Raw genomic sequence first — 17,999 nt, forward strand, 5'->3', positions numbered from 1 at the left:
AGTAAAAAGTAATTTTATCCTTGCTTATCAATCTAGACTCTTCTTGTTTAATAAAATGAATATATTCCTAAATTATATTTATTTCTACCATAAGGCGGATTTTAATCCCGCGGCTCAGAAACCCTTAGGCTGGAAATACATTTCTACAATTTAATTCTAACTTTAAAAAAGAAAAGAAAGAAAAGTGCCTGTCCTATTTTTTCTGCGCTGTTTTTGTACATGAGTGCTCAAATACCTATTAAGCCAGCCTTTGCCTAATTACTTCTCACAACTGTCATTTTTTTCCAGTTGTGACCGCGCTCCTTGAATGATAGAGTAGTCCCGTAAAGACGAAAGGATATACAACAGAACAACATGGATAATCTATACAACCTCCCTCAATCGATCGAGAAGCGACAACGATATTCAAACGTAATGTCATATCAAAATGACAATGTTATTGACAAATTTACTGAATCGTTCGATGTGTCCAGAGATGAGTCCGCTGCCATTTTCGAAGAGATGAAAAAGTTACTGTGGTTAATGCACCAAGCTTCAAATGAGTCAGGCCCAGAAATCTATGTGCATAAGGAAATTTTAATCATCGATGAAATGTGGCACACCTTTATTCTGTTTACTCGAGATTATGAGGCTTTTTGTCTTCAATTTTTTGGTGAGTTTTTACATCATAGTCCGACAACATTACGCGAAAAAGAGCAAATGAAAAGTGACTATGATAACGCCCAAAGTGTATTTTTAAGCGAGCGTAAGGCTGAGTTAGAGGCTCAATACTCGTACGTTTATGATGCTTTGGGCGAAAACACTTTGCTCAAGTGGTATCAAGAATATCCAGAAACCTACTCTGAGCAAAACATTAAAAACCTTAGAAAATACTAATCAACCATTTTTTGGAGAGATCATGAATAAATCAAAAATCATCAATTCACTTGTAAACAAAAACCTAGAGCGTAACAAGGGCGCAAGATTCTGTGGATGCGTTATTTGTCTTGTTGATAGAAAGCCTGGTGTTGGCCCAAAAAACAAATAAATTGAATGAGGCTGTGCCACATTGGTACAGCCTATTGCTGGTTGCAATGATAATTGTAAGAGGTAGTAGAATTTGTCTGAATTTCTTTTTGATTACGAGCGTGCTTTTAATCCCTTAATTACAGGCCATTTAGAAAGTGCCTCTTTTGACCTAATGCTAAACCAGCAACAAGCGAAGCAAATTCAGAGCTTTCTTGCATTAGAAAAGGGTATGAAAATACTTGATATTCCCTGTGGTACTGGGCGTCATGCAAAGTTATTGGCTGAGCAAGGGTTTGAAATTGATGCATTAGACTACAATGCTTTATTTATTGAACGAGCCCAACAGTTTGCAAAAGAAGCCGGTCTTTCTGTCAATTTTATGCAAGGAGATATGCGTGATCTCAGGTTTAAAGAAAAGTACGACAGAATATTTAACGTTTTTAGTTCGTTTGGCTACTTTGACGATAAAACTAACTTGCAGGTGATGCAAGAAATGTCATCCGCACTTAAGCCCGGTGGACGTCTGTTGTTAAATGTTCTCAACGGTGAGTCAGCGGCAGTAAAGGGCAGTGAAAATGGTATTGCGCGTCAATTTAAAGGCTTGGATACGCAATACGATCCACAAAGTAAAATATTAACAACCAATCGTGTGCTTAATATAAAAGGCGAAGAATATAGCTATGAGTTTAAGGTGCGTCTCTATAATGCCTCTGAACTAACTCACATGCTCGAAATGTGTGGCTTAGTACCTTTGGAATGGCACGGCGACTGGGCAGGCTCAGCTTTAACCAATGCTTCGGCACAAATTTTTGTTGTAGCTGAAAAAAGCTTTGTTGCTTAGTGCTCCAAAAAACTTGATATAAGTAATGGAGTTAGCTGTGAATCTACTTGAACAAAATCAAAATAGTTTTGAGCAACCAGTGCATGTTGCATTGACCGACGTAAGCCAAATGAATGGCCTAAATTTGGTTGATTATATTAAATCGTGCGTGGCTCAGTTTGGAAACATATTCACATTGTCTATTTTTGGTGGGCCGAAAATCACATTAGTTCAGGAACCAGATCTGTTCAGTGACGTCGTGGCAAAAAATAAGATGAATATTAACCCTGAGCTTGTGGAGGTAAGGAGTCAATTTGAAATTGACAATGTATTTTGCGATGAGCAACAAATTGCACAAATGAATCGAGACTTTGTACTCGCACTAAAAGGGCAAAAGTTAGCAATCACAAAAGCACGTTATGATGAAAGACTCAATTTTGAATGTCAGAAATTTGCTGAGCGCTATTTAAATACACATAATTATTGTGAAGTTGAGTTGGCCGAACTGCAACTTAAAACCATGATAAAGGCAAGCCTATATTCACTTTTTGGTAAACCTTTAGCGAGCGACCAAGCTATTGCTGAATATTTTAGCTTTAGTGAAAGTTTGTCACCGACCGTTTCTGATTGTAAGCAAGCTGCAAATGACGCAAGCTGCGCCAAAGAAAAGCTGCTTTTACTGTTTGAACAAGTCCTTGCTGAAGCGCAAACTCCACTTATACAATCGTTAAATATAGGGTTGTTTAGCAGCCCAATGATAAATCAAGAGGACAAGGCAAAGGTATTGCTATATTTTTTATGGGGTTCGCTGTCGAATATATTGCCTTCGATGCAATCGTTTTATCGAACACTTGTCCAGCACCCCTCCTATGTTAATGAAATTAGAGCGAACCCCAGTTTTGATATGTTGCCCCTTATCAAAGAAGTGCTTAGATTGCGTGGAAATAAACCCATTTACAGGTTGGTAGAATCTAATATCAAGATTCAAGGAACTGATGGAAAAAAATTTGTCGTGCCTAAGGGACATTGGTTGGGTTTTATTTCGCAAATACACCACCAAGACGAGAAGACTTTTAGTGATCCAAACAAATTTGACCCATCACGTTTTTGCAAGGCCTTTGGTCATACAAAAAGTAACAAGCGCCCGTCGCTATTTGTATATGGTGTAGGAAACTCAAAGTGTCCAGGCAGTGCCTTTGCAAATCATATGATGGCGAGCACGGCAATGTATTGGCTAAAACATTTTGATGCTAAACTGTGTGGCTCGCATCAAGCCGAAGCCATACGTATGTTCGATTCAGTATTGGGTGACAAGCAGTCACTTTTATTGAAAAAAAGAGCTTAGCCAACGGAATAAAGAAAAGAGTCTGTCCTATTTATTTTTGTGACTATTTTGAAAATCAACATTCGGAAGTACGAAACAGATGGTCGGTTGCTAGCTGTAATCATTGAAGATAAAAATAATGATTACGATGGCTGGGTGGCATTTGAGAGTCTGAAAAGTGTTGCTAACGAGATTGCATCGCATAAAACCAGTTCCAAATTATTACCGTTTACAGAGTTTACTGAAGTTTATAATTACGGTGACACTGAGGTAACACTGCAATACTGTGCTGATACTGGTGATATAGATATTGTCAGTGATTCGAGTAATGGGATAAGCACTTTCCTTGATAAGTTAGTTACCAGTTATGACTTTGAGCTAGCCACATAACAATGCAAATTAAAAGAAACCAAATGGGACAGACACAAGTTCTTTGCAGGCAGGCCAAGTGCAAAACAAAAATACTGTGAACACTTAAAATTAAAGCGACGAGCCAACTTGCTCAGTGTAGTGAATTACTAGCCTAGACTTTATATGCAATAACACTTCAACTTCAACGTAGCTTTTTTGAAGTTACGTGGATAGCCATGTCTGAAATCCTGCCAGAAGCGTAAATTCGAGAAAATTTCCTGCGTAAAAAAGTAAATGTGGGGTTGCTGAACCGTTTGTTTCTGTTTTGAAACTCACCAAAGTATGGTTATGGTATAAATATATATGGGTGTCATTTTTAGTGTTATTTACCAAACCTGAAAGATTACTCAAAACCCGTTTACGAGTTTAAAGGAGATAGATGAGTTGAAGATTATAATGACTATTCTATTTTTCTTAGCATTATTTACTGCAAAGTTTTTAGTAAATGACTCCAAAGAGACGCTGAAAGAAGATAAATTTAATTATGATATTGAAATAGTCAATAGTGCGATGAAAGTCTATTTTAAAGAAAATGGAAAAAACGTTGATGCTATAGAAGAATTAGTCCCGAAGTATTTAAGTGAGATACCTAATTGTCCATACGAAGGGGTTTATATGTTGAAAGAAGGGAATGGTGAATTAATTGTCGTATGCAATTGATTTTCAGCAGGAAATTTTTAGGCTTTACTTTCCGGGTTCAATTTGAGGAAAATAAACATGGAATAAATGATTTTAAAAGAACCCTAATCTAAAGCCCCAGCACACTTGCTGGGGTGTTTTCATGTTTGGTCGCGTTTCGTCGATTTTTTGGTCACGCCTATTTATTACCATTCACCTGCTAATTCATTAGAATCTGTGTCAATATATGGAACAATGAGTGCGCCGTTAATGGTTAATGATTTGTACTCGATAAAACAAAGCTTAGAGAATATAGCTAGATTGAGTGATGGGAATTAATATGTACGAATTTTTTATGGTTTTGATCGCTATAGTTTTAACTAGTACACATTTTTTTATTAAAATATTATGGAAAAGAAAACGCTTTAATTATCTATACCCCTTACAGTTTTTTGCTCTATTTGCGAGCTTTTCTATTGCAGAGTATTTTTTTGAAAAACCGGGGTTCCAGTTTTTTATAGGAGCGTTGGGTTTTTTTCTTTTTGTTGTTAACCTATTGCTAATGGTTGCGCGGAGAAAAAGTTAACGTACTTAGCATATGTTGATTTAAACCCAGTCAGAGCAAACATGGCAGAAACCCCTGAAGAGTCCAGACCACACCAGTATTAAAAAGCGTGTTGAAACAGCCAAGGTGGGTAAGCAGCCCAAATCACTAATGCGTTTTGCAGGAAACCCACGAAAGCACATGCCCAAAGGCCTACCGTTTGAATTTAAATATTATTTGGAGCTTGTAGATTTAACAGGTCGGTGTATTCGAGAAGACAAACGCGGATTTATTAAGGATTCTCAACCCATTTTAGCCAGGCTCAATATCCACCCAGAGAATTGGTTAAAACTCACCACCCAATTTACCAAAGTGTTTAAAGGCTCGGTGGGCAGGCCAGATGCAAAACAGAAATACTGTGAACACTTAAAATTAAAGCGACGAGCCAACTTGGCTAAGTGTAGTGAACTGCTTGCTTAGCTTGTAATACGAATTAAAACACCCACTTTAACCATAACCAATTAAAAGTTACTAGGCTACTCATGCCTGAAATCCTGCCACAAGCATAAATTCGAGAAAATTTCCTACGTAAAAAAGTAAATATGGGGTTGTGGATTCGAGTGTTTCTGTTTTAACACTCACTGAAGTATGGTTATGGTATAAATATAAATGGGTGTCATGGTTAGTGTTACAATCTTTTGTGAACTCAAGCGGAGTTGTAATGAGTAGAACAGTAATGAGGTATCAAAGTGGTTTTAAAGGTATTAAGGCAACTTTTTCATAGCAGGATGTTTATATTAGGTGTAAGCACTCTGGGCATTCACTCAACAAGCTATGAGAGAACTGACTTTGGTTGGGGAGTAGAAGCTATTTTTGCTTTGTCTTCAATTTTGATAATAGCTTCGATATACAGAGCATGTCTAGAGAATTATAAATGATTGTTAATAAATTAACATGATGTATATGGGCATTCTATTTATGTAAGATAGTAATATAGATGACACCCAATCCTAAGCCCCAGCATTTGCTGGGGCTTTTCTGTTTCTGGTCGCGTTTCGCCGATTTTTTGGTCACGTCTATTTGACCTAGATGGTCGCATCTATCTTGTAATAAACTGAAACAGTTCATAAGTAGAATTTCTTTCAATATAAGAAGGAAAATTTAAGATGCGGAAAAGTAAGTTCACTGAAACACATATCGTGGGCATGATCAAAGAAGCTGAATCTGGAGTGCCTGTAACGGAAATATGTCGTAAACATGGCGTTGGTCAAAGTGCATTTTATAAGTGGCGTTCTAAATATTAAAGTTTATAGATGACATAAATATTGTGTCCATATACTTTATTTTAATATATTTTTTAAAAAAACAATTTAAGTTATTATGTATGTGATTTAATTGTGTTGTTTTTGTGTTTTATATGTTGTAATGTGAGGGGTAATAAGAGTGTTAATTTTGTTTAATTAGGAGGTGAAATGAAATTCAAAGGTTTTTTAATTTCTTTTATGGCATTGTTTTCTATTAATTCGTTTGCGGCAGTTGACTGTCAACCCCGTAAAGTTATTAATGTTCAGGTTGAGAATACTAAGGTGTTGGTTAATTTAGAGGGAGCAAATTGGCACTTGGTAGGAAATCATGATCACCCCGCTACCGAGATGAAATTGTCGGTTTTGATGTATGCTCATGCACAAGATAAACCTGTTACTCTGCGCTTTCCTGATGGTTATAACTGCACTAACTACGATACAAGTACACCTTCTCTAATGGTTAGATTAAGTAATTATTCGTATAAGCCATGCGTTACCTATTTATAAATAGAGTGAAACGAATAGGTAACGTAAAACAACTTAATTTTACCAATGTCGGTCGACTACTGTGCCAATCAAAAATCAACGTGTCGAAAGGAGTTAATAAATTTTAACGCATTCAGGAAAAACCAAGTGCTGTCGTTATATTCAGTGTATTTCTAATCTCGGTGAGAGCCATCACCATTAGTAAATAGTGAGCACATATATAGATTAAGGCCTCCCAGGCGACACCAGCAGACTACCTATAAAGGCTGTGCAAAAAGCCACCATTATAAGTGTTGAAGTATCAACCTAAGAAAATATGGTATAAACTCATTCTATTTATTTTAAGAGTGTTATTAATAAACCTAAATAAGGTTTTTAATGGTGTCTTATGATGCTTATTGGAGTGTTTCATCTTTTGTAAAATGAAAAAGTGCCCCAAGCTTGTACTTAGAAGCAAAGGGTTATTTTGGAATTGTCAAAATTTGCCAGATCAAAGAGCAACAATCGATGGTTGGCTGATCTACAAATAGAAGGACATGTACCTTGATATTAATGTCTATTGCGAGAAATTAAATATTAATATGCAACTTTACCCGCGTGATTATCAATTGGATCAACATTGGACTACCGACATTACTGACCTATAAAAGTGAAAATTACACTAAAATTAAGCGCTTTGCTCAGCTTAATGTTGGGAAACTTTGGAAATAAAATAGGTTGAGCGTAGGTAAAGCCGGGTCAGCGTTGCCGACCCACTTTTTCGTAGTTAGTCGCTCAAATCGGCGTCATCTGATTGCGGTTTAGCTTGCCTGTGGGCGGCTCTCGCCAGGATTTCAACATAGAATGAAGTTAGGTTTTCTTGTTGGGTTTGATCAATGAGTTTATTGATTTGAGATACATGAACGGCTTCAGCCTCTGCCTCAGTATTACCAAATTTACAATCAAAGTCCCAAAAATCTGCACCTTCAGGCAAAGTTTTGTTGCGCTCCCGTTTAAGGTACTTTTTTATTTCATATTTAACTGCGTCTACACGCCTTGCTAGTTTGATTTTGGGGTGAGTTAATTCAAATGTTTTTTTCATAATTGCCTTTAAACAAGAAATACTCTGGTCTGCATTCAGCTTGACGAGTAAAGGGAGAACTTTTGACTGCTAATCTCTTCTTAAGGAGAGGCTAGCAAGGCCATTGTACTGTAAGTTTAGCAGACTGGCATTAACTATTAACCCATTTTAAAATTTGTTTTTGGGCTGGCCCGATAGTCGTTGCATAGGTTGACTTGCACTGGCATCTCTTCGGGAATAGAGGGGTAAAGGCACTCATATTAATTTAGATAAAGTTTAATAACTTGTTTGAACGTTAATAGGAGGTGAGTTTTGGGTTGCTTTTTATGATGGCGGCACAGAGAAGAAAAGCTAGCTTTGTATGTGTTAAGAAAATAACTGTATACCTTGAAGCGTAAGGTGAGTACTTTGTGCTCGGAAGGAAAGCGAAATATAAACCTTTAATGGCTTTCATTTTAGTTGAATAACTTTACTCTCAGGGAAAGTTGTAATTTTTTTCTAAATATTTTCTTTTGTTTTGTTCTTGGGTACTTGTTTATTGTTGGGTTTAATTGTACAATGCATTTTTTATTTTCTATTATTTATAGGGACTTAATGATGTTAAGAATAGTAGCATTGTGTTTGCTTTTAATTCCATTTTTTTCGAGCGCTTCGGTAGGCTATACTGGTCAAGTTAAAAAGTATTCAATAGAGGGTGGAATTGTAAAGTTTGCTGTTTGCAACTCTGATTCTTCTGTTTGTCGAGGCTTTTGGTTTAAACCTGAAGGTGATTATGCTGCTGCAATGTTGTCGATAGTTCTAACTGCTAAAGCAACAGGTGACCAGATTTATGTTCATGGTCATGCTGTTTCTGAAAACCCAGCAGGTTGGCAATATGGTTCCAATAGCAAAGTGTCGAGTATTATCGCGAACTCTCAATAATTCTCGAATAAAATATAATTATATAAAAAGCCGCTATTTTGCGGCTTTTTATTTTTCAAATAAAGCAATACGGTTTGGTTGATGTATGCTGCCATTTTTGCAAATTCCGAGTTATATAAAATGCTATAACTGTTATTCATGTGTTGAAATAATCTAATTAGCTAAATAGAACGGACTGATTTTTTTATTAAACTGATTAAGTTTGCTTTCAATACATGTAACGACCAACCGTTTCTAATGCGTTTATTTAACTGTCTCATAGCCTATTACCCCGGCTAAAATAAACATTACACAGCCTGCTAACCTGTCTTGCCAATGACTTTGGTTATTGTTTTTATTAAGCCAACTCCCAAGTTTACCAGAGAGCAATGCAATCGAAATATCACAGCATAGGGTGATTAAGGTATATATTGCCCCGAGTACAAATAGCTGTGTTGATACTTGTGCTGCTTCGTTATTTACAAACTGAGGTAAGAAGGCTAAAAAGAACAGTGCTGTTTTTGGGTTTGTGAGCTCCACCACAAAGCTTTGTTTCATGATGGTAAAGTTATTTGCGTTGCTCAGTGAGGGAGTACCAGTCAATTGTTCAGCAGGTTTAAAATACTGCCAGCCCAAATATACCAAGTACACAGCCCCAACAATTTTTAACCCTGTGTAAGCAATAGGGGAGTATTTAAAAATGGCTGCTAACCCTAATACTGTCGCAATAACATATACAAAAGATCCTAAGGCCATCCCGCTTGCTGCTGATACACCTGCGCTTGGTCCTTGACTAACACTACGTGCTATTATGTACAAAATTGAGGGGCCTGGAGTAATACTCAGTAAAAAGCAAACGACAGAAAAGGCCGCGAGTATTTCTAGTGAGGGCATGGTGAGTCCTTATTTAAAGTCATTGGTTTCTAAGTAAAGGGTGTTAGTATTTTTAATATCAGTCAATTCGAATCTTTTAACTGGTCCGTTCATTGAGCTGTTTAGTTCAGCAATTTTCCCTGCACGATAGTCACAATTGGCCGTTGCTATTTGGTCAAAACTTGGTGATCTCCCAATCTTGTGTACGAGCAAACAGGTGTTGTTGCCCAGCCCTAGCGTATAAAATTGCCCATTGCGTTGAGACGAGTTTATGTCCTTATTTAATATCGTGTTTTGAACTTTAAATGTGATATCTGTGTGCTTAATTTTGCCAGAGCGTTCAAAGTGACCGATAAAGATATCTCCTGAAAACTTTGTAAGTTGACCAGCTCTTAGCTTGTTTAAAGAGAAGGTTTCAGGTCGGACGGTTATGAGCTCATGCGCTTTTAAAAAAGGAATTAGTTGCGCTTTGTATTGACTTGGCAGCTGCGTTTCAAAAATGAACTGTACGGCATGTTTTCCTTGTGGCATCGGGAGGTGGGATGCGTATATACGGTCATTAATTGCAAATAGAACCATGCCGTGTAAGCCTATTGAGTGATCATGTGCACGAATAGAGCCACAGCAGATAAGTAGTAAAAAAATAAAAGTGTTTTTCATAGCAAACTATTAAATTAAAAAGTGTGGAGTTAGTCTAGAATATGTTATTTTAGATTCTAAATCGTTTCTAAAATGTGGCTTTAGATTCCAAAATGGAAATAGCAGATTTACACAAATTTTTAGTTATCGCGCAGCAACAAAGTTTGCAAAAAGCGGCTCAGCTCCTTGATACATCACCCAGTGCATTATCAAAATCATTAAAACGATTAGAAAGCTCTCTACAAGTAAAATTGTTTGACCGAGTAGGAAAGTCATTGCGTTTAAATGAACATGGTGCGATGTTGCAACCTAGAGCTGTAGCTTTGACAAATTTAGCTGAAGATACCAAAGCACAGTTAAAACAGGGAAGTAAAGCGATTAACTGTGTTGTTGCTGCTCCTAGCATTTTACAATTCAAGTGGGCAAGTGTTTTAGCACGTCAATCCAACACGAATAAGCACATTACACTGACTTTTGACACACAATATGAATCAAATGCATTACATAAACTGCTCGCAGGTGAAGTGGACTTAGCAATAGTAACCGGTGAAGTTGTAAAAAATCTGCCAAATGACATTCAATTAACAGAGCTAGGTAAACTAACGATGCAGATTGCAATGGGGCAGAGTCACCCTTTGCGCAAACAAACAAGCACCAGCTTAAAACAACTCGTCAATTACTCTTTTGCAGCGCCTGATACTTCACCGTTTTGCGGAGAGCAAAGAGGTGTTGGATGTGATGGTTGGCTGGCACCAAATATTGCTAGAAATATAAAGTGGGTGGTTAATGATTATGCCGTACTTGGCCAACTAGTTAAAAGTGGGTTGGCGTTGGCATATTTACCTGATTACATCGTGAGAGAATGGCAGTTATTTGAATTACCAAAATGCTCTGAAAATTTAGAGTACACTGAGCATGTCTATATACTCAGCCATAAATCTGCACCCAGATGGTTAAGTCAATTGTTACAAGACTTACGTACTGACTGATAGATAAAAATAGTTAAAGGCTGCGCTTTTTGCTCCTGCTCTCTATATTAGCCAATGCATCTTCTGCGATACCTTTCCATTCCTGATAGCGTTTCAACAACTTTTTTGCCACCTAGGTTGATCATTGAGGCCTACTACTTGGACTTTTTAGTCTTAATTTAGTGGTCTTGGCGTGGGACAGGCACATTTTTGTCCTGCCCAGTTTTATAAAGCCAGTTGAAATTAGTTTGGGACAGTCACTTTTTGGCTTTCCCATAATTACTCTCGATATGGCAGAGCACTTTATTTTAACATGCCTCATGTTAAGGGTTGTGGAGATATGTATGCGCTGAGGACGTCACATTGGTGTATCCACAATAGAGCGTGTTAAACAACCTTCAGAGCAATACGGCTCCAAGCGGGTATTTGCTCAAGGTTAATGGAGCGACAATATGGGACAGGCGCATTTTTGTCTCTGTTCAGTTTAATAAGCTTCGTTGATGTTGCCATCAATTGTAAGCCACACCACTAAAAGAGTTTTGCGGTTTTTCTTATAGGAACTAAGACTATGTGCCTGTCCCAGACAATTATCCCCAGACTACTCCCATATATCACTTTTAAATTAGCCAGGAATAGATGCAAGTATGATGCTTGATTTATCCTCAATTGACTTTGTTAATAAAACGTTTAAATATCGCTTTGGTTAAAAAATAACCAGTCAATTCATTTGCTTTGAAACAAGGATAATTAAACAGGTGATTTATGAAAAAGTCTTTATTAGTACTTTCGTTGGCGTTTGGACTGTCGGCTTGTAACATCGATGACAGATTGCAATTTGCTTCAGAAACCAAAAAGAGTGAGCAGGTTTATCTGAGTGCCCAAAATACGGGCTTACTGATTATTGATGCTCAGGAAGAATATGTGATGGACAGCGATATATTCTGGGTTAAAGTTTTTTACCCTGAGTATCAAATACCAGCGCAAAATGTAGACCCGCAATTGCACGCTAGCATCGACCGAATTGCACAACTGGCACAAAAAGCCAATGATTTAAATATGCCAACAACCATTACTTACGAAGCCTCCAACACCGATCAAGGTTTAGATTATTCGGCTTATATAACGCGTATTGCTCAAGCACTTGATGAAAATACACAAAGCTTCTTCAAACAAACGTTTAACTCAACACTAGAATCTGACATTCATGCCGCCATGGAAGCTTGGTCTGATGCAGGTATTTCCCGAGTGGTAGTCGCAGGTGCAGAAACCGATGTGTGTGTTATGCAAACCGTTTTAGGGCTCAAGAAAATGGGCTTCGATGTCTATTTAGCAAGTGACGCAACGTTTTCAACCGAAATCTATGAGCGACCCACTTTTAAGCGTTTACAACAAGCGGGCGTAAAATTGGCAACGGCCAGTGAAATTATTGAATCAATGGAGTCTAAGGACAAATTGGTCTATAGCCCACGCTACGCAGTGGGTGAACGTGATGAGCTTCACCAAAGCGATCGTCATAAAACCGCGATGATTAATTTTAATATGGATGACACTAGCCTCGCGATGGCTGAGCATGACAACAAATTAGCGACAGAGCCGAGACTTACATTTTTAGGCTTAGAGCAGGAGTTTTTATTTAGCTATATGCCGAACTTTCATGTTAATGAAAAAGGAAAGCCCTATACATCCAAATATCGTAAAAATGCTAATGTGGTCAGCTACAAAAAAATTGATCCAGTGGTTGCTGATATTAAAGCTGCAGGTAAGACTCAAGCTGTTATATCTGGCGTAGTTTCTCAATTTGGCTTGTATGACGCTGTTTATAAATTAATTGAAGCGGGTATCACTCCAATCATTCTGGAGGACGCATTGTTGGGCTCTGATGTGGACCCTGTCCATTATTTGGATTACATTTATCAGCTTGGAGCTGTGCCCAGTACGCAAAAGTCTCATGGCTATGAAATGTTTGTCGAAATACAACTTGGAGACTTTACTGAAGAAGAAATAGCGGCTTACTATCAAATGATATCGCTAAATGAGGTCGTTATTCCTGAAGTATATCCGCGTCTACGCTAAATTTTCTAAGCTTTATATAGGGCTGATAAGAGTAGCCCTTATTAGGTCGCAGAGTTCAACGGACGTCTGTTCTCAAATAAGCCAGTTGAGTTCTGCTCAAAGCTTAACTATTTGCGTGGCCCTTTCGAAATTCACTGGGGGTTTGTCCTGTTGTTTGTTTAAATGCTTTATAAAAGGATGAACGTGCGTTAAACCCCACCTCCAATGCAATATCGAGCACGGTACTATTATTGGCCAATATTTTAGGTTTGGCAGCCTCAATACGCCATTGATTAACAAAATCGAAAAAGCTCACGGATAACGTTTCATTCAGCGTTTGTGATATATAGTTTGGCGAAATATTAAGGTGCTTTGACAGTTTTTGTAAGGATAGGTTTGAGTCTAAATAGAGTTTGTCTTGCTCCATTGCTGAGTTTATTTTTATTGCAATCCGGGCTGATTGTGTTTGACCTAAAGCGGAGCGCTGATATTTTTTAGTGGGGGAGTGCGTATCATTGGAAGGGTTGTCGTGTTCTTTGCTCATGTCTTGGATATCTCCATCGTCTAGATCAGTGAACGCAGGCTTTTGTTGCAGGCCAAAGTGGGTTATGCACCAGATTAATAGAACAGACAGGCTCATCTCCGTATTACTATTGAATAAGGCATGGTCAAATAAGCTTGAGGAAAATACTGTCACTAAAGAAGATAGCCACACGCTTACTGAAATAAAAAGTAGCCAATTCATCCAGTTGAGTTCTTTTTTATCATGATTGGAATAAATGTCTTTTAACTTTTTACGATATTGATTCAATCTGCGTACAATCTTTAATAGTGTATAAGCACATTGGATCAGCCAAAGTATCATCATGATCAAAATTCCCAGAAGTAATGTGCTAACAAAGGGATCATTTACCTCTTCATCAAGGATGAAAATGGCATTATGAATGTCTTTGGGTAAAAATATAATCATCACGGAGATCAGTAAGGCTGGCGCTAATAGCACATAGTGGCCAAGCTGCTTATGATGCAATTGCCAAGGTGAATCAGCTGTAAGTCCTTCAACATAAAACCATAGTGATGGGGAAAGTAAAAATAGCACTGGAAAAGCAAAGGCTGTGTACAAAGCATAGTAATCAGGTAAAACAGAAGATATCGTTGAATTTAACGCCAAAACAGCACTGGCGATTAAAAACAACGCCAATGGCAAATTCATCGCACACTTCACCACTCTTGATAAAAGAATAGGCACACTGATACAAACTTGCCCAACAATTATCATAGTGAGAATAATTTCGATAGGGTCGACCAAACTCTGTTCCTTTTATTACTTTTCTTTGAGTGATTCAAATATAAATAAGTGTCCGTACTTATAGTCTCGGACGACCTAACTATTTATAAGTTATATCGTTTAGCTTCGTCAACAACCCCTTTCCCAAGGGCTTAATTTAAACAACGGAGTTAATATGAATACGATAAAGGACATCTCCATTCCTTTTGAGGACTACCAAATAAACGTAAAGCTAAAGCTTTCAGCACTTTGGGTCGCAGTGATGTTTTGCTATGTGTACGGTGATTACATTCAAGTGTTTGTGCCTGGTATCATGTCCGAGGCATTGCTCGTGAGTGCAGAAAAGGAAGGTATTCAATTTGAGTTTTTTGCCGTCGCGCTATTAATGTCAATACCAAGTGTCATGATTTTTCTAACCTTGACACTAAAACCTAATATCAATCGAAGATTGAATCTCATCATCCCTAGCTTATTTGTTGTGCTACTTGTATCCATCAATTTAGAAACCGTGTGGGGCTTTTATCTTTATCTGACCGGGCTGGAAGTTGTGTTGTCTTTGATGACAATTTGGCACGCATGGAAGTGGCCAAAAACCGAAAACATGAGCTAAGCATAAGCGTAAAAAGTAGCTTAGCCAAATCGTAATAGTAAATTATATCTATATCTTTCAGGCAATTAAAAAATATTTTAATGGACTTCTACTATGAAAAGATTACTTCCTTTTGTTTTATTCAGTAGCTTGAATTACGCATATGATTCAATCGATTTACAATACAAAGCCGATGACAAACTTATCATGGCAGATACAGACTCAGCTTTTGTAGCCGGTAATGGTGAATCTGCCTATTTACAAAAAATCGATCTTAAAACTCAACAAGTCTCTTTGTTAGCTGTACCAGATAAGCCAATTATGTATAGCGTTGGTAAACTTAAAAATCATCAAGGAAGCCAAGCTTTTGTGTTAACTGAGCGGGGAGTGTTCCACGCTGATGCAAATAAAATAAATAATTTGATAGAAGCTGAGACTTTGTTTCAGCCTGACACTTTCTCGTATTTCAAACATCAAACGTTTACGTTAGACGTAAATGGTGATGATTTAACAGACTTTTATTTCCCCGGCATTGAAGAGCAGACCATTTATATCCAACTCGATACTGGCAAGTTTAGGCGCATTACACTTCCACTAAAGGCTAAAACAGTTACTCATGCGTCAGATCAAAACTTGACGATTAGTCATACATTGCCTCGACCTCCTACTTTGGCTGACATAAATGGAGATGGCATCGATGACTTAGTGTTTTATGAGCCAAAAAAGGTGCAGTATTTTTTGGCAACCCCTCAAGGGCCCAGCAAAAAACAGCAAACGCTCATTACTTTTGATGAAAGTAGTAAACAGAAAATCGAGAAGTTTAGCGATTTTAACAATGATGGTTATCCAGATATTCATACGATAGAGAGTCTCTCTGATGGTGATGAAGAGAAGGATTTAAACAGCGAAAGCATTCATAGGGTTTTCTTTTCTGAGCAGACGAGTAACGGACTGGTTTTCAAAGACAGCCCAGATATTAAACTTACTTTGGAGGAAACTAGTGCCATTGCCAATATCAGTGACTTTGACGGTGATGGGCTGGATGATTTGGCGGTGATCTCTTTTGACATTGGCTTTATGGATATTATCTCAATTGCCAGTGCTGCGATGGAAAATAAAGACGTTACGCTTGATAGTACAATTAGTATTTTTAAAGGAACAAACGATAATCAGTTTGAGAAAAAAGCAGCTGCAAAGAAAAGTTTCGAAATAACGATGAATATGAACGAATCAAGCAGCGGGGCTGGCAAAGGTATTATCTTTGAAGACTTCAATGGTGATGGATTAACTGATTTATTGATAAGGGCAGATACCAATGAGCTTAAAGTTTATTTTGGTGATGAAAGAAGAGGGTTATCGCGTAGACCTAAACGAATTAAACGTTCGTTACCAAGTTCTTCGGATGATATTTACAGTTATGATATTAATCAGGATGGAAAAGAAGAAATAGTCTTGAAGGTAATTGACAAAAAAGGAGGTTTTAGGCTGGATACCGTTCTAATCACTAAGTAATTTTATTATGTTGAGCAGTCTGCCTTTGCTTTGATTAGGTAAGGTCAGGCTGTTTTATAAGGAATTGAAATTGTGAGTAAGCTTATCTCCGGGAGACTTTTATTTTTTGAGTTTCTCGTATTTGCGCTAGTGCAACAGATAACTCGGGGTTTTGAAGTTGAGTACCTAAAGCAAACCCTAACTTTTAAGTGCTTTTTTCAAACTAAACGTTAAAAACAAGATAACAGATAGCGCATGGTGGGATTGCAAGAAAATGTAAGAAAGGACAGGCATAAATTTAAAGTACCTAGATGTGCTGAAACTCGGCTACCACCCAATAGTGCTGAGGCAGGATAAGTTTGGGTACTCAGGTAAATAACATGAAATAACATTGGACAGGCACAAACTTGTTGCGTAAACAGACCCCTTCTACTACTGTTTATTTATCCAGTTTAAAGCGGGGTGTAAAAAGAATGACCAGAGCAAGGAAGGCTTTAATAGATTTATCGTCGACGTCTTATTATCACTTAATAGCGAGATGTGTACGTCGCGCTTTTTTGTGTGGGGAGGATAAGTATACCGGCAAAAACTTTGACCATAGACGTAGGTGGTTGGTCGAGCGGATGAAATTGTTAAGTAGCGTATTCGCGATAGATATAGCGGCTTATGCCATCATGAGCAATCACTATCATATGGTTGTAAAAGTGAATAGAAAAGAAGCAATAAATTGGTCAGATGATGAAGTAATAACGAGATGGTACCGATTATACAAAGGCAGCCCAGTTATTGATAGATATTTACAAGAGCAAGTGCTCAGCGAAGCAGAGAGATCGCTGGTATCTGAATTAATTACTAAGTGGCGTGCGAGGCTATATGACATTAGTTGGTATATGAAAAACCTCAATGAATATATTGCAAAGAAAGCAAATAAGGAGGATGACTGTACGGGCAAGTACTGGGAAGGGCGATATAAATCACAAGCGCTTTTGGATGAAGTTGCTCTACTAAGCTGTATGGCCTATGTAGATTTGAACCCAATACGAGCGCATATAGCAAAAAAGCTTGAAGAGAGTGATTTCACATCAATTCAAGAGCGATTAAAACAATTTGAGGTAAGTAGAGCTGGCAGTTCACCACAAAAACATAGAGAAGCAGAGCGAAATCCATCTCAACCTAAGTTGCTAAAGCCATTTGGTAGCTGCAATAAAGGGAACACCTTGCCATTTTCTTTGTTGAGTTATTTCTCGCTGGTTGATTGGACTGGGCGACACATTTACTTAAAGCAGAGCGGGTATATAGAAAAGGAAGATTCAGATATCTTGGTATTATTGAATATAAAAGAAGCAACATGGCTGGATATGGTGAAAAGCTATGGTCGGCATTATGCAAACTTTGTAGGTGCACGGTCAAAACTGAAGGCACATGCTGCTAAAAATGATGTGAGTTGGTATAAAGGTGTTGGATAGTATTGGTTTGAGTTTTCGTTCTCTGCGAACCTAAATTTTCACTTGTTTATCAGTATGAAAATATTCCTAATTGTGAGTTTATTTCTAGTAAAGAACATAAATCTGTAACGCATGCTTATATGGTAGCTCTAACGGTAGCGTTGTTTGGTTGTAATGTT

16 protein-coding genes and 2 pseudogenes are annotated in these 17,999 nt (G+C 37.7%); 14 read left to right on the forward strand and 4 right to left on the reverse strand.

Annotated features, from left to right (window positions below; genetic code table 11):
• Positions 1–354: 354 nt before the first annotated feature.
• The 8 genes and pseudogenes from QNM18_RS16050 (at position 355) to QNM18_RS16085 (ending at position 6,536) form a co-directional block, all read left to right on the forward strand.
• The gene (locus QNM18_RS16050) at positions 355–876 is read left to right on the forward strand and encodes a glycine-rich domain-containing protein (RefSeq protein WP_284137774.1); all 522 of its coding nucleotides are present in this window, start codon (positions 355–357) and stop codon (positions 874–876) included.
• A 223-nt stretch (positions 877–1,099) separates the two neighbouring features.
• A complete protein-coding gene (locus tag QNM18_RS16055) occupies positions 1,100–1,849 on the forward strand; it encodes an SAM-dependent methyltransferase (RefSeq protein WP_284137775.1) in 750 nt (249 codons plus the stop codon).
• Between the two features lie 37 nt (positions 1,850–1,886).
• Positions 1,887–3,173, forward strand: coding sequence for a cytochrome P450 (locus QNM18_RS16060; RefSeq protein WP_284137776.1), 1,287 nt, complete (start codon positions 1,887–1,889; stop codon positions 3,171–3,173).
• A gap of 48 nt (positions 3,174–3,221) precedes the next feature.
• Positions 3,222–3,542 carry a hypothetical protein gene (locus QNM18_RS16065; protein WP_211008730.1) on the forward strand — a complete coding sequence of 107 codons (321 nt, stop codon included), beginning with the start codon at positions 3,222–3,224 and terminating at the stop codon, positions 3,540–3,542.
• Positions 3,543–3,959: 417 nt separating this feature from the next.
• Positions 3,960–4,223, forward strand: coding sequence for a hypothetical protein (locus tag QNM18_RS16070; protein WP_284137777.1), 264 nt, complete (start codon positions 3,960–3,962; stop codon positions 4,221–4,223).
• A 549-nt stretch (positions 4,224–4,772) separates the two neighbouring features.
• Positions 4,773–5,205, forward strand: a pseudogene (locus QNM18_RS16075) (transposase); the annotation flags it as partial.
• Between the two features lie 686 nt (positions 5,206–5,891).
• A pseudogene (locus QNM18_RS16080) lies at positions 5,892–6,026 on the forward strand (transposase); the annotation flags it as partial.
• Between the two features lie 171 nt (positions 6,027–6,197).
• Positions 6,198–6,536 (forward strand): hypothetical protein, encoded by a 339-nt coding sequence (locus QNM18_RS16085; RefSeq protein WP_284137778.1) that lies wholly within the window; start codon positions 6,198–6,200, stop codon positions 6,534–6,536.
• A gap of 745 nt (positions 6,537–7,281) precedes the next feature.
• Here the strand turns inward: QNM18_RS16085 and QNM18_RS16090 are convergent.
• The gene (locus tag QNM18_RS16090) at positions 7,282–7,596 is read right to left on the reverse strand and encodes a DUF6172 family protein (protein ID WP_284137779.1); all 315 of its coding nucleotides are present in this window, start codon (positions 7,594–7,596) and stop codon (positions 7,282–7,284) included.
• A gap of 573 nt (positions 7,597–8,169) precedes the next feature.
• On the opposite strand from QNM18_RS16090, the gene QNM18_RS16095 reads away from it, so the two are divergent.
• Positions 8,170–8,496 carry a hypothetical protein gene (locus QNM18_RS16095; RefSeq protein ID WP_211008734.1) on the forward strand — a complete coding sequence of 109 codons (327 nt, stop codon included), beginning with the start codon at positions 8,170–8,172 and terminating at the stop codon, positions 8,494–8,496.
• Positions 8,497–8,739: 243 nt separating this feature from the next.
• Here QNM18_RS16095 and QNM18_RS16100 read toward each other — a convergent pair whose 3' ends face one another.
• Both QNM18_RS16100 and QNM18_RS16105 read right to left on the reverse strand, forming a co-directional pair.
• The gene (locus tag QNM18_RS16100; protein WP_284137780.1) at positions 8,740–9,369 is read right to left on the reverse strand and encodes a LysE family translocator; all 630 of its coding nucleotides are present in this window, start codon (positions 9,367–9,369) and stop codon (positions 8,740–8,742) included.
• Between the two features lie 9 nt (positions 9,370–9,378).
• Positions 9,379–10,008: a hypothetical protein gene (locus tag QNM18_RS16105; RefSeq protein WP_284137781.1), complete on the reverse strand. Its 630-nt coding sequence runs from the start codon at positions 10,006–10,008 to the stop codon at positions 9,379–9,381.
• A gap of 92 nt (positions 10,009–10,100) precedes the next feature.
• Between QNM18_RS16105 and QNM18_RS16110 the strand changes: the two genes are divergently transcribed.
• The gene (locus QNM18_RS16110) at positions 10,101–10,976 is read left to right on the forward strand and encodes a LysR family transcriptional regulator (RefSeq protein ID WP_284137782.1); all 876 of its coding nucleotides are present in this window, start codon (positions 10,101–10,103) and stop codon (positions 10,974–10,976) included.
• 741 nt (positions 10,977–11,717) lie between these two features.
• Complete coding sequence (locus QNM18_RS16115; protein WP_211008738.1) at positions 11,718–13,028, forward strand: cysteine hydrolase family protein; 1,311 nt, start codon at positions 11,718–11,720, stop codon at positions 13,026–13,028.
• Between the two features lie 103 nt (positions 13,029–13,131).
• On the opposite strand, the gene QNM18_RS16120 is transcribed toward QNM18_RS16115, so the two are convergent.
• On the reverse strand, positions 13,132–14,220 hold the full coding sequence (locus QNM18_RS16120) for a helix-turn-helix domain-containing protein (protein ID WP_284137783.1): 1,089 nt from the start codon (positions 14,218–14,220) through the stop codon (positions 13,132–13,134).
• Between the two features lie 250 nt (positions 14,221–14,470).
• Between QNM18_RS16120 and QNM18_RS16125 the strand changes: the two genes are divergently transcribed.
• The 3 genes from QNM18_RS16125 to QNM18_RS16135 all read left to right on the forward strand — a co-directional run bounded on the left by QNM18_RS16125 (position 14,471) and on the right by QNM18_RS16135 (position 17,841).
• The gene (locus tag QNM18_RS16125; protein ID WP_211008740.1) at positions 14,471–14,905 is read left to right on the forward strand and encodes a DUF6326 family protein; all 435 of its coding nucleotides are present in this window, start codon (positions 14,471–14,473) and stop codon (positions 14,903–14,905) included.
• Positions 14,906–14,998: 93 nt separating this feature from the next.
• Complete coding sequence (locus QNM18_RS16130; RefSeq protein ID WP_284137784.1) at positions 14,999–16,396, forward strand: FG-GAP repeat domain-containing protein; 1,398 nt, start codon at positions 14,999–15,001, stop codon at positions 16,394–16,396.
• A 452-nt stretch (positions 16,397–16,848) separates the two neighbouring features.
• On the forward strand, positions 16,849–17,841 hold the full coding sequence (locus tag QNM18_RS16135; RefSeq protein WP_284137785.1) for a transposase: 993 nt from the start codon (positions 16,849–16,851) through the stop codon (positions 17,839–17,841).
• Positions 17,842–17,999: the final 158 nt, after the last annotated feature.

The sequence above is a fragment of the Pseudoalteromonas obscura genome (assembly GCF_030135505.1).
Lineage (GTDB): Bacteria > Pseudomonadota > Gammaproteobacteria > Enterobacterales > Alteromonadaceae > Pseudoalteromonas > Pseudoalteromonas obscura.